The 23,021-nt window shown below is 70.0% G+C and carries 28 protein-coding genes; 20 read left to right on the forward strand and 8 right to left on the reverse strand.

The annotated features are described in order from the left end of the window. Positions 1–184: 184 nt before the first annotated feature. From ABD54_RS16775 to ABD54_RS27970, 16 genes are all read left to right on the forward strand, one after another. Positions 185–838: an AAA family ATPase gene (locus ABD54_RS16775; protein ID WP_047870439.1), complete on the forward strand. Its 654-nt coding sequence runs from the start codon at positions 185–187 to the stop codon at positions 836–838. A gap of 55 nt (positions 839–893) precedes the next feature. Further along, complete coding sequence (locus tag ABD54_RS16780) at positions 894–1,139, forward strand: hypothetical protein (RefSeq protein ID WP_047870440.1); 246 nt, start codon at positions 894–896, stop codon at positions 1,137–1,139. Between the two features lie 91 nt (positions 1,140–1,230). After that, the gene (locus tag ABD54_RS16785) at positions 1,231–1,758 is read left to right on the forward strand and encodes a DUF3307 domain-containing protein (protein WP_082166861.1); all 528 of its coding nucleotides are present in this window, start codon (positions 1,231–1,233) and stop codon (positions 1,756–1,758) included. A 164-nt stretch (positions 1,759–1,922) separates the two neighbouring features. After that, on the forward strand, positions 1,923–2,507 hold the full coding sequence (locus ABD54_RS16790; RefSeq protein WP_235432088.1) for an NUDIX hydrolase: 585 nt from the start codon (positions 1,923–1,925) through the stop codon (positions 2,505–2,507). Next, positions 2,504–2,767 (forward strand): hypothetical protein, encoded by a 264-nt coding sequence (locus tag ABD54_RS16795; RefSeq protein ID WP_047870442.1) that lies wholly within the window; start codon positions 2,504–2,506, stop codon positions 2,765–2,767. The genes ABD54_RS16790 and ABD54_RS16795 overlap by 4 nt, the downstream gene beginning before the upstream one ends. A 70-nt stretch (positions 2,768–2,837) precedes the next feature. Continuing rightward, the gene (locus tag ABD54_RS16800; RefSeq protein WP_047870443.1) at positions 2,838–3,128 is read left to right on the forward strand and encodes a hypothetical protein; all 291 of its coding nucleotides are present in this window, start codon (positions 2,838–2,840) and stop codon (positions 3,126–3,128) included. Further along, positions 3,125–3,319, forward strand: a complete 195-nt coding sequence (locus tag ABD54_RS16805; RefSeq protein ID WP_047870444.1) for a hypothetical protein — start codon at positions 3,125–3,127, stop codon at positions 3,317–3,319. The genes ABD54_RS16800 and ABD54_RS16805 overlap by 4 nt, the downstream gene beginning before the upstream one ends. Before the next feature lie 84 nt (positions 3,320–3,403). Next, complete coding sequence (locus ABD54_RS16810) at positions 3,404–3,919, forward strand: hypothetical protein (RefSeq protein ID WP_047870445.1); 516 nt, start codon at positions 3,404–3,406, stop codon at positions 3,917–3,919. 37 nt (positions 3,920–3,956) lie between these two features. Next, entirely contained in the window at positions 3,957–4,430 is a 474-nt protein-coding gene (locus ABD54_RS16815; protein WP_047870446.1) for a hypothetical protein, read from the forward strand. Positions 4,431–4,642: 212 nt separating this feature from the next. Then, positions 4,643–5,080: a GNAT family N-acetyltransferase gene (locus ABD54_RS16820; protein ID WP_047870447.1), complete on the forward strand. Its 438-nt coding sequence runs from the start codon at positions 4,643–4,645 to the stop codon at positions 5,078–5,080. Next, a complete protein-coding gene (locus ABD54_RS27965; RefSeq protein ID WP_152692052.1) occupies positions 5,077–5,268 on the forward strand; it encodes a hypothetical protein in 192 nt (63 codons plus the stop codon). The genes ABD54_RS16820 and ABD54_RS27965 overlap by 4 nt, the downstream gene beginning before the upstream one ends. A 183-nt stretch (positions 5,269–5,451) precedes the next feature. Further along, positions 5,452–6,165, forward strand: a complete 714-nt coding sequence (locus ABD54_RS16825; protein WP_047870448.1) for a hypothetical protein — start codon at positions 5,452–5,454, stop codon at positions 6,163–6,165. A 62-nt stretch (positions 6,166–6,227) separates the two neighbouring features. Further along, the gene (locus ABD54_RS16830; RefSeq protein WP_047870449.1) at positions 6,228–6,413 is read left to right on the forward strand and encodes a hypothetical protein; all 186 of its coding nucleotides are present in this window, start codon (positions 6,228–6,230) and stop codon (positions 6,411–6,413) included. Positions 6,414–6,809: 396 nt separating this feature from the next. Then, the gene (locus ABD54_RS16835; protein WP_235432089.1) at positions 6,810–7,154 is read left to right on the forward strand and encodes a hypothetical protein; all 345 of its coding nucleotides are present in this window, start codon (positions 6,810–6,812) and stop codon (positions 7,152–7,154) included. Between the two features lie 30 nt (positions 7,155–7,184). After that, positions 7,185–7,670 (forward strand): hypothetical protein, encoded by a 486-nt coding sequence (locus tag ABD54_RS16840; protein ID WP_047870450.1) that lies wholly within the window; start codon positions 7,185–7,187, stop codon positions 7,668–7,670. A gap of 26 nt (positions 7,671–7,696) precedes the next feature. Beyond that, on the forward strand, positions 7,697–8,044 hold the full coding sequence (locus tag ABD54_RS27970; protein WP_047870451.1) for a hypothetical protein: 348 nt from the start codon (positions 7,697–7,699) through the stop codon (positions 8,042–8,044). Positions 8,045–8,149: 105 nt separating this feature from the next. On the opposite strand, the gene ABD54_RS16850 is transcribed toward ABD54_RS27970, so the two are convergent. Further along, positions 8,150–9,238: a hypothetical protein gene (locus tag ABD54_RS16850; RefSeq protein ID WP_152692053.1), complete on the reverse strand. Its 1,089-nt coding sequence runs from the start codon at positions 9,236–9,238 to the stop codon at positions 8,150–8,152. Between the two features lie 817 nt (positions 9,239–10,055). On the opposite strand from ABD54_RS16850, the gene ABD54_RS26735 reads away from it, so the two are divergent. Further along, positions 10,056–10,550 carry a hypothetical protein gene (locus ABD54_RS26735; RefSeq protein WP_152692054.1) on the forward strand — a complete coding sequence of 165 codons (495 nt, stop codon included), beginning with the start codon at positions 10,056–10,058 and terminating at the stop codon, positions 10,548–10,550. A gap of 201 nt (positions 10,551–10,751) precedes the next feature. Here ABD54_RS26735 and ABD54_RS16860 read toward each other — a convergent pair whose 3' ends face one another. Continuing rightward, complete coding sequence (locus ABD54_RS16860) at positions 10,752–11,645, reverse strand: DUF3800 domain-containing protein (RefSeq protein WP_047870453.1); 894 nt, start codon at positions 11,643–11,645, stop codon at positions 10,752–10,754. A 173-nt stretch (positions 11,646–11,818) separates the two neighbouring features. Here ABD54_RS16860 and ABD54_RS16865 point away from each other — a divergent pair, with 173 nt between their 5' ends. Both ABD54_RS16865 and ABD54_RS16870 read left to right on the forward strand, forming a co-directional pair. Then, entirely contained in the window at positions 11,819–12,106 is a 288-nt protein-coding gene (locus ABD54_RS16865) for a hypothetical protein (RefSeq protein ID WP_152692055.1), read from the forward strand. Further along, entirely contained in the window at positions 12,106–14,550 is a 2,445-nt protein-coding gene (locus tag ABD54_RS16870) for a helix-turn-helix transcriptional regulator (RefSeq protein ID WP_047870455.1), read from the forward strand. Before ABD54_RS16865 ends, ABD54_RS16870 begins: the two co-directional genes overlap by 1 nt. 42 nt (positions 14,551–14,592) lie before the next feature. Here ABD54_RS16870 and ABD54_RS28335 read toward each other — a convergent pair whose 3' ends face one another. From ABD54_RS28335 to ABD54_RS16895, 6 genes are all read right to left on the reverse strand, one after another. Further along, on the reverse strand, positions 14,593–14,757 hold the full coding sequence (locus tag ABD54_RS28335; RefSeq protein WP_160313088.1) for a hypothetical protein: 165 nt from the start codon (positions 14,755–14,757) through the stop codon (positions 14,593–14,595). Positions 14,758–15,029: 272 nt separating this feature from the next. Next, positions 15,030–15,818 carry a ParA family protein gene (locus ABD54_RS16875; protein WP_082166862.1) on the reverse strand — a complete coding sequence of 263 codons (789 nt, stop codon included), beginning with the start codon at positions 15,816–15,818 and terminating at the stop codon, positions 15,030–15,032. 172 nt (positions 15,819–15,990) lie between these two features. Then, positions 15,991–16,347: a hypothetical protein gene (locus tag ABD54_RS16880; protein ID WP_047870456.1), complete on the reverse strand. Its 357-nt coding sequence runs from the start codon at positions 16,345–16,347 to the stop codon at positions 15,991–15,993. Continuing rightward, entirely contained in the window at positions 16,344–16,877 is a 534-nt protein-coding gene (locus ABD54_RS16885) for a hypothetical protein (protein ID WP_047870457.1), read from the reverse strand. The genes ABD54_RS16880 and ABD54_RS16885 overlap by 4 nt, the downstream gene beginning before the upstream one ends. 87 nt (positions 16,878–16,964) lie before the next feature. Beyond that, positions 16,965–17,177 (reverse strand): calcium-binding protein, encoded by a 213-nt coding sequence (locus ABD54_RS16890; protein WP_152692056.1) that lies wholly within the window; start codon positions 17,175–17,177, stop codon positions 16,965–16,967. Between the two features lie 99 nt (positions 17,178–17,276). After that, positions 17,277–19,139: a pentapeptide repeat-containing protein gene (locus ABD54_RS16895; RefSeq protein WP_082166863.1), complete on the reverse strand. Its 1,863-nt coding sequence runs from the start codon at positions 19,137–19,139 to the stop codon at positions 17,277–17,279. Positions 19,140–19,426: 287 nt separating this feature from the next. Here ABD54_RS16895 and mobF point away from each other — a divergent pair. After that, positions 19,427–23,021 (forward strand): MobF family relaxase (gene mobF / locus ABD54_RS29385; RefSeq protein WP_152692057.1); only part of this gene is annotated, 3,595 nt, incomplete at its 3' end.

Genomic DNA, 23,021 nt, shown 5'->3' on the forward strand with positions numbered 1-23,021 from the left:
GGTGTGGGGGCACCCAACCCCCCCACGGGTCACCCACCCACGAACGCACCACCACCCCGCCACACGTCACCGACAGTCACTATCCCCGGGCGCTGGTCTGGTCTGCCGAACCCCTCAACGGGGGCCCGGCAGGCCAGAGGACCGCCCGGTCCACACCCGAGCACCGCACCCCGAAAGGACCGCCGTGACCCTCACGACCACCACCCAGCAGACCGCCGCCCCGTTCCCCCTGCCCCTGGGCACCACCCCCGAGGGCGCCCCCGTCACCTGGCAGCTGCTGGACGAGAACAGCCAGACCGAACACGGCATCATCACCGGGCCCCGCGGCTGCGGCGGCACCACCGCGCTCAGGCGCCTGGCCACCCAGGCCCGCGCGGCCGGAGTCCACACCGTCCAGATCGACCTGGACGGCGGACCCGCCTGGGGACCGGAGGCGGCCGCCCACCACATCACCACCTCCGCGCAGCTGGAGGCCGAACTCGTCGACGCGCTCACCCAGGACTACGACACCGACGCCCCGATCCTGCTCCTGGTCGACGGCCACCAGGCCCTGACCGAACAGCGCGAGGCGTGGGAGCGCCTGCTCATCGCCTCGCGCGCCCTGGGCGTGGCCGTCGTCGCCCGCCTGCACAGCCTCGCTCAGATCCACTGCGGCGGCTCCCTGGTGCGCAGCCTGCTGCTGGGCAGCGGCCAGTACGCCGCGCTGGGCGCGGGCCTGGACCTGGCGGCCCCCACCACGCTGCCCGGCTACCAGGAGCCCAACGGCACCTGGCAGGAGACCGGGACCGGCCTGTACGGCCACCGGGGGCAGACCACCCCGCTCACCGTCACCGCCTGACCACCTCCGAGAAGTCGCCCGCCTCATCTGCACAGCACAACGAAGGAGAGACCCGATGAAGCCCATGACCGTCGCCGCCCTGCGCCAGGTTCTGGCCGACCTTCCCGGCGACCAGGTCGTGATCGACGCCGCCACCGGCCGCGCCCTGGACGACGTCGACACCGACTTCCCCGGACAGGTGGCGCTGCTGTTCGCCGCCCGGCCGCGCCGCCGCACGGCGGTCAACAACTTCGTCGGCGAGATCCACGGAGGGTCGCTGATGCAGGTCGGCGGCGACTACCACGGCAACCTGCACCTCTGACCCGCCCAAGCACACACGCCGGGGCCGCCCTCACCTTCCACAGCACGGGCGGCCCCGACCACTCCCACAACAACGAAGAAGGAGCACCACCATGATGACCTCTGCTTTCGCTGCTTTGCTCGCTGGCCACTGGATCGGCGACCACTGGGCCCAGTCCAACCACCAGGCCCAGACCAAGGGCCAGTGCGACGCCGCCGGACGGCGGGCGTGCGCGGGCCACGTGGGCACCCTCACCCTGTGCCAGACGCTGGCCCTGGCCGTGGTCATCCTCTACGCCGACGCCGCCTTCGGCGTGGTCAACCTCGTGATCGGCCTAGCCGTCAACGCCGCCTCGCACTACTGGTGCGACCGCCGCAGCACCCTGGAGGGCCTGGCCTACGCCCTGCACCGGACCGGCAAGCACGACTACTACAAGGTCGGCGCACCCGCCCTTGACCAGGCGTTCCACATGCTCTTCATCCTGCTGTCAGCGGTGATCATCGGCGCCCCCACCACCACGGCCCTGATCGGATCCACCGGACTCGCCGCCGCCGTGCTGGTGGCGTGCGCGTTCGCCTCCCGGATCGGCCGTGACCTCAAGCCCCGCATCGACGCCCAGGAGCAGCCGCAGGAGAGCTGACCGGCCGGTGCCTCTGCTGGCCCCGCCCCGCGCGGGGCCGGCGGGGAGACCGACCGGTCGCCCGTCACACGCAGTGCGCGTGACGAAAAAAGCACGCGGCCCGCCCCTCCTCATGCCGAAGGAACCGGGGCGGGCCGCGCCACTCCCGAAGGAGCGTCACCAGTATGACCACGCCGACCACGAAGAAGATGAAGCGCTGCTGCGGAACGTCCGTGGGCATCCTCATCGAGGACTCCGAGCAGAGGCTGCTCATGATCACCCGCGGCTGGTGGCCCAAGGGCACCGCCCCCGTGGCCGGGCACGTGCGCGACTCGCACACCTCCGTCGCGGCGGCCCTGGTCGCCGAAGTACAGGAGGAAGTCGGCCTGACCGTCACCGGAGCCGGGCTGCTGTGGGAGGGACACCTGCCCAACCTGTGCGCGAGCTTGCCGCACCTGCCGACCCCGGGCCACTACTGGCACCTGGCGGCCGCCACCGCCGAAGGGCGGGTCGTGGCCGCGCCCGGGGAGACCAAGGGCGCGTCCTGGTACACCCGCACGGAGGTCGACGCTCTGGCCCAGGCGACCCTGGACCACTACCGGGCCGGAGGCGTTCCGGCCGACCAGCCCGACGAGTCGATGGAGGCGGTCTGGCTCCGGCTGATGTGGGAGGCCGGGCGCCTGCCCTGGCTCACCACTGAGGGCCTGGCCCTGGCCGAGACCGCGTACAGCACCGCGCCGGACGAGTACTGGTTGGGAGGACGTCCGTGACCGCCATCCTGGACACCCTGGAGACCCTGGAGCTGCACACCGAGGTCGACGTCGAGGTCGACGGCGCCGTGGTGCGCGGTCGCCTCCTGGACTACTCCGCCCACCACCTGTGGCTGTACGACCACGACGACTACGACGGCACCCACCACGCGAAACCGTGGCGGGCCCACCTGTCCGCGGTCACCGCCGTGGCCAGGGTTCCCGACCCGCCGAAGTGGTCGTGGGCCGCCGTCGAGAAGCGGCGCCGCGAACGCCTCTGACCAGCCCGTACACCACGCACGGCCCGCGCTCCCCTCGGAGCGCGGGCCCTGTCCTTCGAGGAGAGCACACATGAGAGCCCTGGCCCTGGGAGACCTGAGAGCCGCGCTGGCCAGCGCCGAACACCTGCCCGACGACACCCCGGTACGCATCGGGGTCGACCACCAGGACCTGGTGGTGGAGACGGCGGCCGCCGCGTCCCTCACCATCGACGGCACCAGCCGCGGCCACACCTACCAGGGCGTGCAGCACCTGCGGCTGCACGCCCGCCCCGCCACCGCGTCGGAGACCTCCGTGGTCTACGCACCCGCGCCCGGGCAGGACCCGGACGGACCTGACGACTACGTCTGGAGCTCATCATGACCGCTGACCTGTGGAACGCCCGATACCCCGTGGGCACGCCGGTGAAGGCCTACCCCGACACCCTGGACGACGATCCTCTGATCACCGTCACCCGAAGCAGGGCGTGGAACCTGGGCCATGGCGTGCCCTGCGTCATGGTCGCGGGCGTCAGTGGAGGCGTCGTCCTGGGCCACGTCCACCCCATCGAATAGGGAGCTGACGCCCTGACATTCTCCAAACGCCGCCCGGGCTGTGTGTCCGGGCGGCATTCTGAACACCGACCCGAGGAGAAGACGATGACCACCGCGACCGCCACCGATGCCACGACGACCATGGAGATCCTGCTCGACCAGGGCGCCTACCGGCACCTGCGCTTTCAGCGCGGCCCCGAGCTGTGGGAGGTACACACCTTCCCCGGCGGACTCCTGATCCGCGGCTTCGGTGACTACGTGCTGATCAACGGCGCCGACGACATCCTGGAGTCGATGTCCTTCACCCAGGCCGACCCGGCCTACTGGTCCGAGAAGGTCACCGCTGGCACCGTGCGGGTCTGGGACGAGACGGCCGTCCGCGAGCACCTGGCGGCCGAGGCCGACCGCGTGGAGGAGAGCCAGGAGGTCCGCGAGCTGCTGGAGATGGCCGAGTTCCACTCCGAGGCCCTGGCCCGCGAAGCCCTCGCTGGCGCCGACATCTACGAGCTGTTCTTCCCCGAGGAGAACCTGGACGACTTCTACGTCCTGGACCCGATGTTCGTCCGGGCGCTGGACCGGGCCCACGAGGGCCTGGCGCTCTACGCCGACCGGCAGAGCTGACCGCGAGCAACACCCCCAACCCCCGAAGGAGAAACCGGTGGCGATCACCCGAGACTTCAACGGCGTCCTACACCTGGAGGAAGTTCCCGAGCAGCCGCACGTCGCGCTGCTGCACCATCTGGTCTGCGAGTCGAACAACGCGGGCGAGCGCGGTGTCATCGCGCACCACCTGCACCAGGACCTGCGACCGATCTTCCCGGGCACCACCCGCGAGGAGATCATCCACGTCCTGCTGGCGCTGGACAAGGACGGGATCTTGGAAGCCGAGGAGGACGGCGAGCAGGAGGTCTTCCTGCACACCAGCACCCCCGCCTTCCGCCTGGAGTACGCCAGCACTGCCTACCGCCAGGCGATCTCCGACATCTACAACGGCGTCGGCCAAGGGGACCTGTTCCGCCTGCTCGATCACGCCGACAGCACGATGCGGTTCGTCAAGGCAGCAGGCAAGGAGCCCTCCAAGGCAGGCAAGATGCTCCAACGCCTCACAGGCGAGAAGACCGACGACGCCTAGCCCCTCAACCGAGGGCGAGAATCTGAAACCAGCTCCTCGCAACGCACCGTTGCGAGGGGCCGGTTTTTTTCGTGCCCGCGTGACGAGACGGTGCCATCGCTCTTCTGTAAGGCTTCTGCCTGGAGTGATACGCGTGCTATTCGTGCGAGAGGTAGCACGCGTGCGAGGATCTGCACGCCTCGCACGGCACCGCCGGGGCCATCCTGGAGAGCATGCGCATCCGCCCCGCCGACGACACCGACCTCCCCGGCCTGCGCGCCCTGGCCGCCGCGGCCGAGACCGTCTACGCCCCGGACGGGGACGTGCTCCTGGTCGCGGCCGACGACGACGGCCTGCCGGTGGGCTGGCTGGCGGGCACGTTCGACGGCGTCTACCCCGGCCCCGGCGCCCCGGTGCGGCCGCCGCACGGCTACGTCCAGGCCGTCGTCGTCGACCCCGCTGCCCGCCGGGCCGGGGTCGGGCTCCAGCTCCTGGACGCGTTCACCGCGGCCGCGCGTGAGTCAGGCCTGGAGTGGGTGTTCGCCGTCCCCGACGAAGCGCCCGGGGTCGCAGGCCGGGTGGCGTGGCTGAGCGCGTCCGGGTTCACCCCCGTGGCCGATCCGGGGGAGCTGTGGCCGGTCATGGGCCGGTGGACCGAGCCTGGCCGGTGAGACTGCGGTCCTCCGCGGTTTTGGGTGCGCTGGCCGCCAACTGCACACCCCTGCACCTGACCGTTCTCCGGGCTTTGGAGCGCAACTGGTTGCGCGCGCACGGCGACACCCCCGGTCCGCGCAACCAGTTGCGCAAGAACAGCTCTTCCGAAGTTCTGGCCAACCACAAGACAGCGGTGACTCCTTGAGATCACGGATCAGGAGAACCAGCCGGTAACCGAGCACTTCTCCGCGATTGTGTGCACCGTCGAACCCTTTCCGCCTCCTGGCAGGGCTCTCTCGTGTCCGGATGCGGCCATACACGGCTGTGCACAACCCGGACCGAGCACAACACGAAAGACTCATCGGCCTACTCACGAACAAGGTGGCCCGTGGCGGTACAAAAACTGAAGCTCACCGAGAAGATCGAGAGCAAGCTCGGCGAAGAGGGCATCCAACAGCTCGCAGCGCACCTGTGGGCGCGCGACTGCCAGACCTGCGGGGGAGCCCTGGGCGTTGAACCTCCGGCACTGTACGTGATCGACATGCACACCTACGCGTTCGCCGAACTCAACCATGAGCAGTGCCGTGCTCCGGACTGGAACGACAGCGGCCTGGTGACCGGCAAGTCGACCAACGACGCTCATCTCAGCCACGAGGCCTTGAGCGTGGTGTTGCCCTTCTCCAGGAACGGCGCCATGGACCTGCGCCCGGCTCTGCTCGTTAACCCCGGCCTCGAATCCGTGATGATCCAGCTCGATGACCAGGACCGCTGGCAGGTCGAGATCGGAACGCAGTTCGAACACGCCGGACTGCGCCCTCTGGGCCAGATCCCGATGGACAGCCCGGTGAAGGGTGTTACCGCCCGCCTGACGCACTTCGAGATCGCGGTGGCCCTCCAGACGCCTCCCTTCCCGGTCTACAGCGCCCCCATCGGGGGGCCGAGCGGGCCCCAGATCCGCGCCGCTCACGCGGACAAGCAAGGGGTTCTGTTGGTCGTGTCCCACCTATTCGACTTCACCGCTCCCACCCCCGACCACATCTCCACTGTGCTCGCCTCAGGCAAGCTCCGTAGCGGCTGGGTGGGCTTCACCAAGGACGAGTAGGAGTAGGAGATGGGGACCAGCAGAGACGTTCATGGGTCGAGCTGGCCACGAACAGGAGCGATGTGAGCTACGAGCACGAGTACAACTTGGACCGCCGTTCGGCTGAGCAGTTGGCTGAACAAGCGGCGACCTACGCCACTGACCGGCCGGAGACCGGCTCCGCTTTGGCGGCCGTGGCCCAGGTGCACGCGACCCTGGCCCTAGCTGCGGCGACGATGGCCGCGGCCGAGCGAGTTGAGGACGAGTAGCCCTCAGCCGAAGTCGAGAATCGACAATGGCCCCCGAGCAACACTCCGTTGCTCGGGGGCCATTGTCGTATCAGTACTTGGGGGTGGGCCAAGTACGGCACATCAGACTGGCATTTTCGCACGTCAGGGGTAGATCTGTGCGGGTGCTCAGCGTGGCCCAGGGAACCGCTGTTGCCCCTTTCCGGCTTACCTTGTCCGCCCTTGGATCACGACCGCCGTCGACGGGCGGCCGGTGTCGGCCGTCTCCTCGGTCGACCGCCTCACCGCCGAGGCGGGCCGGGCGATCATCGCGCAGAACCGCGCGGCCTACGTCGCCGAGTACGGCGAGCCCGCGTAGGCCCGGATCAGTCGGGGGCGCGCGCCCTGTCGGCGGGGTATCCGAGAATCGTTCGTTAGTTGGACACCCGCAGGTGTGCGCGCTCAGTCACGTGCGTCACGGAGAGGGCTACCGCCAAAATCCGGACCGATCCTCCCCGGAGGCCCACCGCGGCGCACACCGCCCTGCTGCGCGGCCTGGCCGACTGGGCGCACGCGCTCGATGGCCGGGTGCGGGAGCTGGACGTGATGGAGGAGACCGAGGACGGCGCCGGGCTGTGGGCCCTGGTGCGGGTGCACGAGCCCGCGCTGGAGACGGTCCTGGCCGAGCACGCCGTGATGAGGGTCCCCCCTCCTCACGGGTGGTCGGGCTACCGCGCCGAAGGCGTGCTCCCCACCGGCCACCGGCTCATGATCAGCATCTGAACCCCCGCCCCCGAACGAAGGAGAATCGACGTGTTCGCCGAGACCGTCGCCGTCGACCGGCGCCACCTGGCCGCCCTGCTGGACACCCTCGCCCGCACCGACCCCACCCCGCCACCACTCCCGGCTGCCCTCCAGCAACTGGCGGACGCCCTGCACGGCCAGGACCCCGACGCCATCGTGTGGCTGGTCCCGGCCGAGGCGCTGTGGACGGCCCTGCACCACGCCAACGCCCTGGACACCTACGGCCTGGACGAGTGCGACGCCGCCACCTACACCCACCCCGCCCTGCGGGCGGAGGACCACGTCCAGCGCTGTCTGATGGAGCAGGCGCCGCGCACCGACGCCGCCATGGAGGCCCTGGCCGAAGCGGGCCTGGTCCTGCTCCAGGCCGAGTGCGCCCTGCACGCCTCCTACCTGTACGGCAGCGCCCACATCACCGAACGCCGGTGCATCACCTGCGAGACCACCTACCCCTGCCCAGCCGCCCGCGCGCTGGGCCTGGATGCGCAGCCCTGACCGCACCGACCGCCTCGGAGGCGTCGATGTCCCTGCTCATGGTGTGGCTCAACCGCACCCCCGGCCAGCCCTCCTACCCCCGCTGCTCGGCCTGTGGCCACGTGGCCGACCCGCACGGGCCCGAACCCGGGCACATGCGCCTGCACCTGTCGATGACCCGCACCCACGGCACGGAGGCCACCCCGCACGAGTGGATCTGCCCGGCCTGCGGGCACACCGCGCCGCTGTCCACCGACGACTACGCCCCCGCGACCATGCCGTGCCGGTGCCGACGCTGGTACTGCCGCTTCACCTGGAACGCCCCCGCCGCGGTGACGGCCCCGGCCTGCCCTCGCTGCTACACCCGCCTCCGAAGGCCGCTGGGCCCGGTGTAGCTACTCACCGGTTACTTGTCCTGTTGCCGGGCGTTCGGGAGAACACCCCCAACACGAAGCCCTTCGCTTTCCGGATCGTCCGGAAAGCGAAGGGCTTTTCGTGCTTTAGAAGGACCCCTCGCTCCTCATCCCACCAAGAAGCTCCCTGAAGAACTCGCTCAGCATGGTCTCCGCCGCCTTGGCATCGCGGAACTCCGCGCCACCGAACCGGTACACCTCATAACCCTGGAGTCGGATACGCCGATCTTCGCGCACCATCTCCGCGTACAAGTCCGGCGCCGGCACTCCGTCACGCGAGTAGTGATGCTTACCGTCCACCTCTAGGACGTACCGACGACCGCCCGGAGCAAGCAGCAGGAAGTCCATGCGCTGCCGTGGAAGAACCTGCCCTTCCACTCGCTGCCTCCTTTGGTCTTGCGCGATCGGGTCGAAGTGGAGGAACACCTGCGGCAGAAGTGCGGGGAAGGCATCGAAACCCTTGTTCTGGGAGAGCCGCCAGTAGGAGTCCAGCACCAGTTGTTCAGGCTCATTCTTTTTCAGGGAGCGCACGAGACGGTCTCGAAGTGCTGTGCGCAGTACCTTTTCTGGGAGCGCATAGTTACCGTCCTGGTGCCTCCACCAGTGGAGAAGTTCTCCCCAGGTAAGCCCTTGAGGGCCGACCGGGCGATCGTACAGCAGGCAGTGCTGTTTGTTCTTCGTGATCTCGATGGTTCCTGCTGCCACGTCGCGCCAGACGATCTCCGGCTTGTACTCGGCAGCGAAGATAAGGGTGCGCAAGTCGCCTCGTAGGCCTCGAATCCCGCCTCCAGCATGGAGTCGGTCGCGCCGATCCAAAGCCTGCCGCACAGGCGCGAATACCAACATCAATTCGTCTTCGCCCCCGTAGTTGTTGGTCCTGCGGAAGATCTCGTATTCGTGCTTGTCATGGAACGGAGGCTCGAACTCGATTCCCAGTCGCCAGAGCACGCTCACAATGCATCGGAGGACCGCACCGGCTTCGGGGTTGTCCAAGATTCCGTGGTCTGGCGGATGGGGCAAGTCGTCGATCAGCAGGTAGAGGAGGGCATGAGCGGCGTCCTCATCACTGACGTCGGTGGCCAGCCCCTTCCTGATTTCATCGATGAGCCTGTGGTTCAGCTTTTTGAACCAAATGTTTCCCTCTCGGACCGTCTCCAACAGGTCATCCTGGCGCACGTTCTCCTCCTTCAGTAGGCATAGGTGCCGTCATGCGTTGCATGCCACCGAGAGCGTCGCCTGTCAGTCGCGTCGATCCCAGCTTGATGAATCTGGAATACCGCATCCTTCGGACAGACCCAGTTCTCCCGACGCTACGGCGAGGGGCAAAGTAACTCGCGAGTAGCTTCGGGGGTGGTCTTGTTCGCGGGGAAAGTTGCGTCGATTCCTGGTCCCGGCGATGGTGCGCACACGCTTGCGCCGGACCGGCCTGCGAGCCTTGACGCGCAACCGGGTGCGCGAGTAGGTGTACGGCGCTCGGGCGCGCAGGGGGCGAACCAAATAAGCCCGAAAGGGGCAATGGCCTAGCGTTTTCGCAGTTCAGGAGGTAGACCAATTCGGCCGTGCGGAGTGGTCTACCCGCGCCGCGTGGTTCATCCCGGTATCGCCTGGTTCTGGGCTCCGGTAACTGCTCTTATCAGTGCGGCCAGACCGTCCTCGGGCGACGCCAGCGAACTGCCATTGCCCCTTTCCGGCTTACCTTGTCAGCCCTCCATCGAGGGGGAGCGGCCCTTCGCCGTGTCCTGGCCGTCGGCCGTCCCGAAGACCGCAGTCGCCTGCAGGAGCGGCCATGGGCATGTGGGGGCCGTCACACATTCCGCATTCGGAGGTGTCTGACCAGGGGAGATGGGCACTCCACGGCGCTGTGGAGTGCCCTGTTGTGCTCTCGGGGCAGGTGGGATCATCGGTCGCCGTCCGCTACCGGCCACGCGATGGCGGCCACGGTGCGCGCCGGTAAGACTACGAGGGCAACCCCCCACCCCTCGAAGGGAATCTCGTGAAGACCCGATCCCATCAACGGTTCACCGGCGGTGTGATGGCCTTGGCCGCCGCGTTCACCCTCTCCGCCGCGACAGCGGCTCCCGCGACCGCCCAGGAAGAAGAGCCGGGCCAAGCCGTCTTGACCACGGCCGTGGTCACCTCCGAGTACGACACCAGAGCCAGGAACACCCGCATCCGCATCAGTTTCCCCAACGGGAATTACGCCGGTTTCGCCGAGTGGAGCCGGGACCCCGGCGGCGATACGAATGGCGATGGCAGAGAAGATCCGGGGGATGCCGTCATCGTCTACGACGCGGTCGCCGACGGCTGGGGCATCGAGGCGACCCTGCTGACCGACGGGCGCGTCGCCACGACCCGCGGCCACAACTCGCCGTACTGGAGCCCCTGGGCGAGCGGCAACCTGGCCGAGGACACCGCGCACCGGTTGCGGGTCTGCATAGTGCGAGGAGACAGCAGCTACTGCGCCCTCCCGCAAACGGTCTGGGCCTAGAGGCCTAAAGACACAGCGAGATCACGACAGCCCCCGCGCAACGTCGCGTTGCGCGGGGGCTTCTCCGTGCCCACAGTCGTCAACCGGGGTTGTCTGGCCGCCGATAAGGTTCACTTATCGAGGGTCAGGTTTAGGAAAAATCGGGGGCCCGACGCCGGGGTCCGGCGGCGCGGGGAGCATTCGACCGGAAATCCGCGCTACCTAAACCACACCCTTGGCTCGCTCTGCACAGTCACACGGAGAGTCGCCGTGCTTCAAGCCGCACTCCTCCGCGAAGACGTTGCCCGAACTGACGAAGGGAAGTCCCTGAGGTTCAAGCGGCCTGTTCCTGTAGGAGGTGTCCCCGGCGACCCAGTAGTACAGACCAACCAAAGGCGGCGGCCACAACAGCAACCCATAACCACCAGCCTGGTTCCAGTAGTTGCGTCGCATGAGGGGTCGCAGCAAATCGAGTAGACGCAAACCTCGTGGATGACCTGCCAAAGCTGCAGTGGTCGCCGCCGTGACCAGGTCAGCAAGTTGCAGGGGTGCGGCATGCTCCGAAGGGGCGGTCATGAACGGCAGCAGGATGCGTCTTTGCTTGACATACTCCGTTCCCTCCCGAAGCAAGGACCGGCACTCAGCCAGGAAGCTCGTGACCTGCCTGGGGCCACCACCGGGTTCGTCGCAAATGACGACGCCGAACTCGTCCTCGCCGTCGAGGTGGCGCTCAATCCTCTCGAAAAGCATCTTCCGGCACACGCTTTCGCTTTCGGGCTTGTCCCAGTTGGTTCGCCCGCGGTCCCAAGCCGCCACGACCGTCTTAACACCGCATTCAGCAGCGATCTCCAGCATGCCCCGGGTTAGCTCGTTGACAAGCTCGCCACCGGCATCAGCCAGGAAGGAAGACTTGCGTGGCTTCCACTTGTACTCCTCTTCGTCTGGGACGCCCAGTCGCGACCGCAAGGACTCGACCTTGGCCGTGTACTCCAACATTTGGCTTTCATGGATGATCACTGCCCCCAAGGCCACCAGGTCTTCCAGTCCTTCACGCGGAAGGTCTCTTCGCTGCTGGCTGTCATCAACAAACACCAGGTACACCGCGACCTCCCGCATCTCCTACGAGCCCTGTGTCGAACCCGTCCCGCTCTCCATGTTCCTAGGGCTTCAGAGTGGGTGGGCGTAAAGCGAGGAGTCATCGGGCCAGGATTCGGCGTTACCTAAACCACACATGCCGAGTCGCATGGATCACTTACCTAAAGTGCACGTGTGGTTTAGGATGGACACTGATGCGCCTGCCCGACCCGAGAAGATCTGCCGCCGTGTTCATCCGGACCCACGCCGCCCGCCACCCCCGCCGCTGCGATGACTTCCCCACACCCATTCGCGCCGGGGAGTCCTACCAGGTGACCACCATCCCGCCCCGTGGCCACGACCTCCTGCGCTTCGATACCTGGGTCAGCCTGTCCCGCCACAAGGGCGACTGCCCCGACCCGGCCGAGCGCGGCGACGCCGTGGACGAATACATCGCGCACCTGCGCGCCCAGGCCGACGCCCTCACCGCCAGGGCGGCCTGATGCCGCGCGGGAAGGGCCTGCCCCTGGACCCGGCGCGGCTGCGCGCCGCCCGCACCGCCGCCGGGCTGAGCCAGCGTCAGGTCGCTGAACGCCTGGGCACTACCCGCCAGCAGGTCATCCGCTACGAGTCCGGCGCTGAGCGCCCCGAGGTCAAGCGCCTGGCCGCGCTCGCGGCCGCCATCGGTGTGGGCGTGGCCGACCTGGTGGTCGAGGGCGCGCTGCCCGGCGGGTTGGCCGGTCTGCGGGTGGGGGCCGGGCTCACCCTGGCCGCGGCCGCCACAGCGGTGCGCGCCCAACTCCCGACCGGGGCCGGGATCGCGTGCTCACGACCCGTCCTCGCGGACGCCGAACGCGGCGTACTCCCGCCCACCTGGGCGCCGCCCCCGGCCGCCGGGGCCGTGCGCAACGCCCTCGGAGTGGCCTACGAGGCCGACGTCGCCGCGGTCGCGGCCGCGTGGGAGACCACGTTCGGCACGGCGGCCACCGCCGACCAGGAAGCGGAGGAGACCGGTTCCATAAACGGCACCCCCACCGAGGAGCTTTCCGAAACCGCACCCCCCGCCGCGACACCGGCCCGCGCCACCCAAGCATGGAAGCCGCTGTCCGCGTGGCTGTGGGAGCGCCTGGTCCAGGTCGCGGCCGCCGGACCGGCCGGGGCCGACGACGACTGGACCGGCGGCGCCCGCTGGCAAGAACACCTGGCCACCCGGGAGAGGCCCCGGGGCACCACGGGGCGCGGCTACGTCGACGACGACACCGCCCGCCGGTACTGGCTCACCGAGGCCGGGCGCGCGCACATCATCGACCACCGCGAGGACTACGCCGACCTCTACCCGCAGGTGCGCCAGCCCCGCGCAGTGCGGGAGATGGACGCCGACACCCTGCTGCGGGCCCAAGACCCCGACGCCTACACCGCCCGCGCCGTGTGGGGGTCGGCCCGGCCCGCATCCCAGCGCTGGACCATTCGCGCGAAGGTGCGGGTGCTGGCCGGCGGGGTCATCGACGCCGCCGCCCACGGGGTCGAGGGGCATGCGCCCTCGGTGCGCTGGCGGCGCGACGACCACAGCGGCGGCGTGCGCCCTCCCCGGGTGGACGAGGTCGTCGAGGTCACCGAGTGGACCAGCCCGTGGCGGTCCATGCCCGAGGCGGCCCCCGCCCTGCCCGGCGCCCGCCCCACGCCCCCGGCCGGGGTCGAGGAGCTGCCCTTCGACGGCGAGGGCCAGGAGCACGAGCAAGTGCCCGACCCGCAGCAGGACGTGCGCCTGGAGCGAGTCGGCGTCGAGCAGATGGACGCCTACGAGCTGGGCGCGGCCCGGATGTGGCGGGTGCACCAGGGCGAGACCGTGCTCGGGTACGTGTGGCGCGGCGCCGCAGCGCCGCCGTGGTACGGCGCCCGCGCGGCCGCTGACGGCGTCCTGGGTGACATCGCGATCCTGAGCCCGCGCTACGACCGCACCCGCCAGAGCGTGGTGGACCACCTGCTCGACCCCAACGCGGCGTACATCACCGCCCCCGCCGAGGTCCAGGAGCAGGCCGACGCCGCCCCGATCCGGGATGTGGCGGTGCTGGTCACGGGCGACCCCGACGATGACCGTCCGCGCCTGCGCATCGAGGTCGACGGGCACTTCGTCGGCCACCTGGCGGACCTACGCGCCTGGAATGGCGGCGCGGGGTGGGCGATCTACTCCCCGCCCACGGACCAGGAGTTGCGTACCCTGACCCAGGCGGAACTGGGAGGGCGTCCGCCCGAGGCGACCACCACGGTGACCGACATCGCGGCGGCGGTGCGCACCCTCCTGCCCCAGGTGCTCCAGGACCCGGTGCGCATCGCCTCGCTGCACGGCCGCCACACCGGCCTGGTGGGGATGCACCCCCAGCACATGGAGCGCTGGGAGCTCTACCGGGGCCGGGTGCCGGGCCGCGAGGACGTGTACGCCTACGGCCGTTGCTGGGGCTGGCTCCAACCCGCCACGGGCGGGGGGCGCACCGCGCACACCACGGCCGGGCCGGTGCCGGGCGGGCCCTGGCCCACCCGGGAGGAGGCGGTGGTGGCGCTGTGGACGCACCTGACCGCCCCGCTGCCCCCGCCCCAGCTCGGGGAGCGGGCCCAGACCACGCGGCGGATCCGCCCCCGGCGCGACACCCGGCCGCTGTGCCCCTACACCGAAGCGGAGCTGGCGCGGGTGCGGCTGATCCGCGATCGGCCCGACGTTGAGCACAGCCCCTACCGGGCCGAGTCCCCCGTGGACCACCGGGTGCTGGGCTACGTGTGGCGCAAGGACGCCAAACGCTGGTCCTACGCCCCGGCCGAGGCCGACACCGGACGCCCGCCCGAGTACACCCCGGCGCTGCCCACCGCCCCCACCCGCGCGGCCGCGCTGGAGAAGCTCCTGTCCCGGCCCGGACCGCTGTGGGCCGACCCGGCCGACGCCATCGTGCACTGATCTGCACATCACGGCCCCGCCCGGGTTCGGGCGGGGCCGTTCTCATTCCTGGACCAGGTCCTCAGGCGTCAAACCCGCCGCGATCACCCAAGCGCTCAGGAGGCTGTCGTCGGCACCGGCCGCGCGCGCCTGACCGATCACTTCCGCCAGCTCCTGTTTGCGCGTGGCCAACTTGCGCTGGGCCGCTCCGACTTTGAGCGCGGACACGCTCACTTCCTTGGACCATTTCTCCCGGTCAAAAGTCTTTCCTCGCGTGCGTGCGCGCGGGCGCGCGTGCGCACGCGCGGACGGGCGCCCGGGCGCGGGTTCGCCCGGGCGCTCGTCAGACTCCGTCTGCGGGGCGAGGGCGGCCGCCGCTGGAGGCGGCGTTGCTGGCTCCCACGGGTGCTGCTGGGAGGCTTCGTCGCGGCGTCGTGGCGGCACGGCCGCAGGCTGCCCGGTCGGGGCCGCGGACGACTTCGGCTGGGGCTTGGGTGACATCAGACGGCCAACCCGAACATCGTCGCGGCCAGGCGGTCGATGGCGGCCGCGGGGACGCGCCCTTCGGCCCCGTAGGCGACCAGGGGTGCGGCCGCACCGGTCGCCTTGCGCACCACCTCCGCGCGCACCAACTCCTGGTCGTAGACCAGGTCGCCGTAACGGTCTCGGATCTCGGCTGCGCGGAACTTCGGTTCATCGCGCGTGCCCTCGAACATGTTGATCACGACCTGGCCCAGCGCCAGGCCGGAGTGGTGGTAGCGCTGAACGCGGTCGATGGCGCCCATGATGAGCGCGACGCCGTCCAGGCCGTAGCGGGTGGGGTCGGTGATGATCCAGGCCTCATCGGCCGCTGTGAGGCCGTTGACGGTCATCTGACCGATGTTGGGGGGCAGGTCCCACAGGACCGCGTCATAGGGCGCCAGAACGCCCTCACAAGCCCTGCTGAGGCGGTGCTCACGCCCGTCCCAGGTGTCCTGCTCGCGCACGGCCAGCGTCGGGCTGGCCGGGAGCACGTCGATCCCGGTCGGCCACGCCTCCCCGGCCGGAACGATCGCGGCCGCGGCCGAGCCGGGCACGACCTCGCGGGTGGCGGGGTCCACGTCCATGACCTCCGCCAGGGTGTAGTCCCCGATCCGGCAGTCGAGCGTGCTGGTGGTGTTGCACTGGGGGTCCAGGTCCCCGACCAGTACCCGCAGGCCGCGCTGGGCGAGCGCGGCCGCGATGTTCACGGTGGTGGTGGTCTTGCCGACCCCACCCTTCTGGTTACCCAGGGCCACTTGCTTCGTCATGGGCACATGCTCGCACGCTCTCCCGCCCGGGCAAGCGGACGGACACACGACCAGGCGCGCGCGCGGTCGCGCGGGCTTGCGCCTGGACGCGCGCCCGTGTAGACGCGCGTGCGCGCGCCCGGACGGGAGCGCGCAAACCCCCCTGTCTGATCTGCTGTTATGTCTGTTCCTGCTACGTCTCGCGTTGCATATCCTGGCACTCCGTGGTCGCGGTGATCACGGCAGGAATGAACACGAGTGTGCACACCATCGCGCCGAATACCTCTCCTGCTAGGTCGCCGGTTCGGGCCGTCACCCCGAGGAATCCTGCGACCGCCACGAAGGGCAGTGCCACGCCGCACAGCCACATCCGGGGGGTGCCCTTCATCCGTCCGGTGCCCACGGCCCACTGCCACCAGGGCAGCGCGGCCGCCACGAGTGCGAGCGCCAGGCCGCCGGGCAGGGTGAGCACGGGCCGGGCGAAATCGGTGACGATGACGACGCCCATCGCGGTCAGGGCGGCGGCCGACCACCGCAGGCCGTGCGTCACAGCGCTTCCTCCTGGTCCTGGAGAGCGGGCAGCGGCCCGGCCTGCCACACGTCTCCGATGTGGCGGTGCAGCGCGATGTCGGCGCCGCGCGTAGTGGCCACGTGCCACACGTCAGGAGCGAGCTGGTCCTCCCCGGTGGCCTGCCAGTGCGCCAGGATCCGCAGCACGTAATGTGCACCGTCCGCGTCGACCCACTCCTGGGGCACACCGCCAACAGTGCTCACCTCGACGTCGACCAGGTGCTCGGGGGTGCGCCTCTCGGGGTCGGCTGGGGAGGAGGGGACCCACCCTCGGAAGAACCACACATCCGCCGGGAACGGCACGTCGTTCGGTTCGTAGACCGCCCGGGCGCCGGGGTCGGAATGCCCGGCCGGGACGCTGGAGCTGATGAGGTAGGTGCCCAGGGAGTCCCTGGAGCCCGCCAGGTCGCCTGCGGTGTAGATGCCATCGAGGGTCTTGTCGTGCCAGTCGTCCGGGCCGCCTACGAGGCGGACCGAGACCGTGGCCACGGAGGTGGTGTGATCGCTCATGGCAGCGAGCCTGCCACCGGTCCCCGCCGCTGCGGGCGGTGTTTTCGAAGTTGGTGGACCACGTCATCGGGAAGTCCTCCGCGATCCTCACCGGGTCGGCGGCAGGCTCCCGGGCGTGGAGCGGCCGATCACGTCGACCGGCTCCTGGCGGCGCTCCGGCAGCTGCCCGGTCCAGTGCGCCGGACCGCGCGCGGCTGGACGGGCCAGGGCGGCGCGGATCGCGGCCATCGACCCACCGCGCCCCCGCGGCGAAGGGTCGACGGCCGCGTCCTCCTGGCCGTGCTCGACGTGTTCTCCCATGGACGCCATCCAACCCCGACGCGATCCTCAGCACTCAGACTTTCGTCCAACCGACCGACCGAGGACCATCCGAAAAACCTGTTGAGCGCAGTAAACATGTCAGTAGTCGGGTGTGTCAGCCGACGTTCTGGAGCCTTCCTGCCCACCGTTCTGGTCGGTATCCGATTGCCAACGTTTGGGCAACACCACCACACCGATCTTTCCGTTCTTGATCGCTTCCATCAACCCCCTTGGGTGCGGGCCAAAGGCGTATCGGAAGTCCACCTTCCCACCAGGGAACTTGGCCTTGTGGAAGTCCACCTCCCCGCCAGCGAAGTCGGTCTTGACGAAGGACACCTCCCCGCCAACGAACTCGGCCACGCCGAAGGATACTTCCCCCCCGGCAAACTCAGCCCCACCGAAGTTGACCACCCCGCCAACGAACTTTGCCCTACTGAAGGACACTTTCCCGCCGGTGAACCTTACTCCGCCGAAGAACACCTCTCCATCAGCGAAACTAGCCCCACTAAAGAGCACCGTACCGTCAACGAACTTGGCCTCTGCGAAGTCCACCGTCGCCCCGACGAACTTGGCTTTCCTGAAGGGCACCCTGCTCCCAGAGAAGTTGGCCTTGACGAAGGAAACCTTCCCCTTCGCGAACTTGGCATCTGCGAAGTCCACCGTTCCTCCAGCGAACTCAGCTCCACTGAATGACACCTTTTCTCCATCGAATTCTGCTCTATTGAAGAAGACTTTCCCGCCGGTGAACCTTACTCCGCCGAAGAACACCTCTCCATCAGCGAACTTAACCCCGTTGAAGAGCACCTTCCCACCACTGAAGTTGGCCTTGACGAAGGAGACCTCCCTGCTAGCGAGCTCAGCTCCACTGAAGTCGACCACCCCGCCGACGAAGCTTGCCCAGCTGAAGTCAACCTTCCCTTTAGTGATCTCAACTTCCGTGAAGTCCACTTTCCCGCCGGTGAACTCGGCTCTGCTGAAGTCTGCCGTTCCTTCAGTGAACCTGGCCCCGCTGAAGGACACCTTCCCACCGGTGAAGTGAGCCTTGGAAAAGTTGCCGCTGTCGAAGACGACGCCAGTGAAGTCGTAGTCCTTGCCGCGCCAGCGGCTGTTTTCTCGTAGGCGGTTGCCGATAACGCGGATGATGGTGCGACGGACCTCGCGCAAGGAGGCGAACTCCAGCGTGCGTGCGCGGTGGTCCTCGCACTGGTCGTTGTCTGCGCCCTGGGGCAGCTCGCCGGGCTCGGGGGCATAGGGCATGCGCAGGTAGGCACACAGCACGTCGATGATCATCTGAACGAGGTCGTTGCGACCCTCGGGAGCTTCGTCGGCCAGCCGTGCCAGGGCGTGGACTCCGGCCAGTCGCACGGCAGCGTGTTCGCTGCCGAGTTTGTCACTGGCGCTGTCGAAGGTGTCGGTGAACAGCTTCGACACCTCACGCTCTTCCCCCGTCTCGGTGGTGCGTTGGCGTCGGTAGGCAATCACGAGCAGGGCCACGCCGCCCAGGCCGGCGACGATGGCGAAGGCGCGGGTGGCGATCGCGTCTAGGTTCCTGGGGGTGATTTCCCCGGGTGGTTTCCACTGAGGCGTATCGAGCACCAGCCACGCCAGGGCGGTCATGGCCGCAACCGCGCCCGCAGCGAGCGCCCATGCGGCCAGGATGAGCCAGAGCAACCGCACCGGCGCGGTGCGCTTCCGGTTCACCCCCACCACACCGGCTGCCAGGATCAGAGCGCACACCCCCGCTGCGGCCACGCGCCAGGTTTGGCCCGTGGCGAGGCCGAGTAGGTCCCAGACCGTCGTGGCCAGGGGCCACAACGCCACAGCCGCTCCGAGCCCGCCGACGATGACCGCGGCCCAGGACAGTCCATGGCGTCGCCGGCCGAGATGTTCACTCAGCCGGGTGACTGGCTCCTTGAAGCGTTCGCGCCAAGGCGATTGAGGGGGTGAGGGGTGGGTGGTCATGGTGCGACCGTAGCCAGCCACAGGCGGAGTGTGGGCACCTGGCCGAACCCGGTCACTCCCTACGTCAGGGCAGGCTGCGCGGCCCTGACGGCTTCTTTGTGCTGACCACTGACAGGTTGGCTGCGTCTCCACTGACATCCCCGCTGCGCTCAACATCAACAGTGCTGTGGTGCAGAAGGAGCGGAGTCGCTAGGGTGCTCTGAACTACAGGTGAGTGCGTCAGGTATCGCTGCGCGATACAAACCGCCCGTACCGGGCGAAAAACGACAGGGGCGGGGGTGGAGAGGGTGGGCGCGCATGCCACGCCGATCCACACCGCCGAACAGGGCGACTACCGGCTCCTGGGTGCGTGCGGCGAGGAGGAGGTCCGCGACGTCGCCGTCGAGTACCGGCTCGGGCTCGCCCGGGGTCAGGACCCGATCATCCGCCTCGGGTCCGGGTGGCGCCGCTTCGGCCGCGCCTCCGGCACGGCGCTGGCCACCGTCGAGGACGTCGAGGAGGTCCGGCGGATCATCGCGGGCCGCCACCCCCGCACGGGTGAGCGGCTGATGAAGTTCAAGCAGGCCACCGCCCCGGCCGCTTTGCTGCCCGCCCGGCCCCTGGTCGCGGCCGTCGACAAGGCCGCCGCCGGATGGGGCGTGTCGGTCGAGGAGCTGCTGTGGCGGCTGTCGTGGGAAGAGGACCCGGCCCGGCCCCGGCCCAGCGGGCGCCGCTCCCCCTGGTCGTGGCAGCGGTACGAGCGGCTGGTGCGGTGCCTGACCTCCGAGGGCGAACACCACGCGGCGCCGGTGGCTGACCTGGAGCGGGTGGCGTTGGCGGCCGGGGTGGACCTGGCCGACGTCTACCCCTCGGCCGACCTCGCGCACGCCCAGGAGCACCGCGACGAGCGCGTCGACGTCGGGGTGCGCGCCTACGACCTGACCCTGACGCGGCCGCGCCGCCAGCAGCTCGCCCAGGAGGCCGCCCCGCCCGCGATCTCCGCCCGCATGGAACAGATCCACGACGAGGCGGTCGCCGAGACCGTGGCCTACGCCGAGAAGGTGTTGGCGTACGTGATGCGTGGCCACCACGGCGACGGCCAGAGCGCGCAGCGGCGCCCGGTCGAGGGCATCATCGCCACGGCCACCAAGCACCGCACCTCGCGTGCGGTGGTCCCTGGTGAGCCGGGAGACCCGCACACCCACACCCACGTGATGATCTCCGTGATGGGCTGCGACCCCTCGGACGGGGCGTGGCTGACCATCGGGGCCGGCGGCCGGGACCTGATGCGCCACGTCGCCGCGTTCGGGGAGATGCAGCGCGCGATCGAGCGCCGCAAGATGACCGCCGAGTTCGGGTTCGTCTATGCCCAGGACCCCGAGTCGCGCCAGTGGGACGTCGTCGGCATCCCCGACACGGTGAAGGCCGCGTTCTCGCGGCGCCGGGACCAGGCCAAGGCGGAGGCCGGGGAGGGCGCGTCCGGCAAGGCGTCCCGGGCGGCCGCCCGCAAGACCGCCGCGAAGAAGGTCGCCTCCACCCGCGCCCAGGAGCGCGCTTCCTGGCACAAGCGCATGAAGGCCCTGGGGTTCCCGGCCAAGGTGCTGTGGAAGGCGGTCCTGGAAGGGCGTGAGCCCGGCTCCGAGGGGCCCGCGGCCGCGCGGGGGCCGCGCCCTGACCTGGGCCCGGACCCCGACGCGGTGGCGGCCGCGGTGTGGAATCCCGAGACGGGGGTGACCGCGACCCGCAAGGTCGTCACCGAGGCGCGGATCATGGCGGCCGTGGCGGCGGCGTGCGAGGGCGGCATCGCCTCGGGGGAGGAGCTGGAGGCGCTCACCGCCCACGTGCTCGCCCACCCCATGGCGCTGCGCCTCCCGGACCAGGGCGCGGTCCACATGTCCCACTCGGCGCGGTTCACGGCCGCCGACCTGCCCGAGGCCGAAGCGACCATCCTGGACACCGCCGAGGCCGGGATGGACGCGGGCAAGGGCGTGGTGGACCTGGAGGAGGCCGCGGCCGCGCTCAAGGTGTGGCAGGGCGTCAAGGGCTTCCAGCTCTCCCGCGAACAGCTGGGGACCGTGTCGCGGCTGATCAGGGCCGGTCACCACATCGACACCGCGCTCGGGGTCGCCGGGTCGGGCAAGACGAGCATCATGAGCGCGACGCGGTGCGCGTGGGAGGCCGCCGGCCTCCGCGTCGAAGGAGCCGCGGTGGCCGCCGTCGCCGCCGCCAACCTGCGCGCCGAAGCGGGCATCCCCTCGCGCACCATCGCGTCCTGGCGACAGAGCATCACGGACGGGCGCGGCCTGGAGGGCGTCGACGTCCTGGTCGTCGATGAGGGCGCGACCGTGGGGGACCGGGACATGGCCGCCCTGGTGGCCGAGGCCGTCCGGTGCGGCACGAAGATCGTGAGCATCGGCGACCCGCTCCAGCTCCGCCCCGTCGCGGCGGGGTCGGTGTTCGCGCGCCTGCACCACCGCCTGGACGGCCCGGTGCTGACCGAGAACCGCCGCCAGAAGAGCGCCGTCGACCGCCAGGTCCTGGAGGCCTGGCGTACGGGCGCGCGCCAGTCGGCGCTGACCATGTGGGCGCAGCGCGGGATGGTGCACGCCCCCGTGGACGCCGACGCCGCCCACGCTCAGATGGCGGCCGCCTGGACCGCGGACCGCACCCGCTACACCAACCCCCTGGACGCCGTCGACAAGTTGTTGCTGCTCGCGGTGACGCGCGCCGACGTCGACGCGCTCAACCGCAAGGCGGCCGCGGCCGCCCGGGCCGCCGGACACGTGGGCAAGGAGCTGGTATTCACCACGCGCGGCGGGGAGGACCTGGCCTTGGGCGTGGGAGAGCAGGCCCGGGTGCGCCGCAACGACTACCGCAGCCGCCACGGCGACGAACCCGACGTGCTGAACGGCTACAGGGGCGTGGTCACGGCCGTGGACACCCGCCGGGGCGCCTGCGTCGCCTGGCACCGCGACGGCCAGGTCCAACAGGCCTGGATCACCCCCGCCCAGCTACGTCGCGGCGACCTGGACCTGGGCTACGCGACCACGATCGCCTCCGCGCAGGGCATGACCACCGACCGCTGCCACGTCTACGGCCTCGGGGCCGACGCCCGCGCCCTGTACCCGGCGATGTCGCGGGCACGGGAGAGGACGGACCTGTACCTGCCCGGCGCCGAGATCGAGCCCGAGACCACCCGGGCCCGCCTCGGCGACCCCGCCGACGAGGCCCAGGCGCTCGCCCGGGCGGTGGCCGCCTACGCCGCCACGCTGACCGACGACGACGACCAGCTGCTCCTGGACGAACTCGCCGACCGCCTGCCCGCGGGCACACCCAACCTGCCCGCCCCGTCGACCGCGGCCGCCGTCGACGTCGAGGACCAGGCGGTGGTGCTTGAGCACGAGCGCCAGGCCGCCCAGGCCAACGCCCTGATCCGCCGCGCCAACGAACTGGAGGCCCAGCAGCTACCGGGCTTGCGGGAGGAGTACCGGCTGGCCGACGAACGCGCCCAGACCGGCCGCCTGCGCCTGCTGATGGAGGGCACCACCCCGGCCGCCGCCCGCGCCGGCGCCCAGGGAGCCCGGGACCGCTTGGACACCGCCTTGGACCAGGTCAGGGACCTGCGCGCCCAGGCGTCCGACCTGCACCGGCAGGCCCAGCGCGGCCACGAGCGCCACGCCCGCGCCCAAGTCGAGGCCGACCAGAGGCGTCAGCTCCTGGCCAAGCTGGAACCAGTCGCCGCCTCGCAGGGGCTGACCCGGGCCGAGCTGTCCGTGCTGGACCCGGCCGGAATCACCCAGCTGGAGCGCCGGGCCCGCCGCCTGATGCTGGCCTCCCTCTCCGGCCGGGACACGCCCGAGCGCCCCTCCCGGATCACCGCGCCCCCAACGCCCGCTCCAGCCC

Origin of the sequence: Nocardiopsis sp. RV163 (assembly GCF_001029525.1) — a bacterium.
GTDB classification, from domain to species: domain Bacteria; phylum Actinomycetota; class Actinomycetes; order Streptosporangiales; family Streptosporangiaceae; genus Nocardiopsis; species Nocardiopsis dassonvillei.

Bases quoted from the DNA above. Each gene is read 5' to 3' on its own strand.
- ABD54_RS16875 (WP_082166862.1), bottom strand. From the start codon at position 15,818: ATGACGAAGCAAGTGGCCCTGGGTAACCAGAAGGGTGGGGTCGGCAAG.
- ABD54_RS16780 (WP_047870440.1), top strand. From the start codon at position 894: ATGAAGCCCATGACCGTCGCCGCCCTGCGCCAGGTTCTGGCCGACCTT.
- ABD54_RS16860 (WP_047870453.1), bottom strand. From the start codon at position 11,645: ATGCGGGAGGTCGCGGTGTACCTGGTGTTTGTTGATGACAGCCAGCAG.
- ABD54_RS16890 (WP_152692056.1), bottom strand. From the start codon at position 17,177: ATGGGAGAACACGTCGAGCACGGCCAGGAGGACGCGGCCGTCGACCCT.
- ABD54_RS16895 (WP_082166863.1), bottom strand. From the start codon at position 19,139: ATGACCACCCACCCCTCACCCCCTCAATCGCCTTGGCGCGAACGCTTC.
- ABD54_RS16820 (WP_047870447.1), top strand. From the start codon at position 4,643: ATGCGCATCCGCCCCGCCGACGACACCGACCTCCCCGGCCTGCGCGCC.
- ABD54_RS16885 (WP_047870457.1), bottom strand. From the start codon at position 16,877: ATGAGCGATCACACCACCTCCGTGGCCACGGTCTCGGTCCGCCTCGTA.
- ABD54_RS16865 (WP_152692055.1), top strand. From the start codon at position 11,819: ATGCGCCTGCCCGACCCGAGAAGATCTGCCGCCGTGTTCATCCGGACC.
- ABD54_RS16800 (WP_047870443.1), top strand. From the start codon at position 2,838: ATGAGAGCCCTGGCCCTGGGAGACCTGAGAGCCGCGCTGGCCAGCGCC.
- ABD54_RS16785 (WP_082166861.1), top strand. From the start codon at position 1,231: ATGATGACCTCTGCTTTCGCTGCTTTGCTCGCTGGCCACTGGATCGGC.
- ABD54_RS16790 (WP_235432088.1), top strand. From the start codon at position 1,923: ATGACCACGCCGACCACGAAGAAGATGAAGCGCTGCTGCGGAACGTCC.
- ABD54_RS16810 (WP_047870445.1), top strand. From the start codon at position 3,404: ATGACCACCGCGACCGCCACCGATGCCACGACGACCATGGAGATCCTG.
- ABD54_RS16870 (WP_047870455.1), top strand. From the start codon at position 12,106: ATGCCGCGCGGGAAGGGCCTGCCCCTGGACCCGGCGCGGCTGCGCGCC.
- ABD54_RS27970 (WP_047870451.1), top strand. From the start codon at position 7,697: ATGTCCCTGCTCATGGTGTGGCTCAACCGCACCCCCGGCCAGCCCTCC.
- ABD54_RS16805 (WP_047870444.1), top strand. From the start codon at position 3,125: ATGACCGCTGACCTGTGGAACGCCCGATACCCCGTGGGCACGCCGGTG.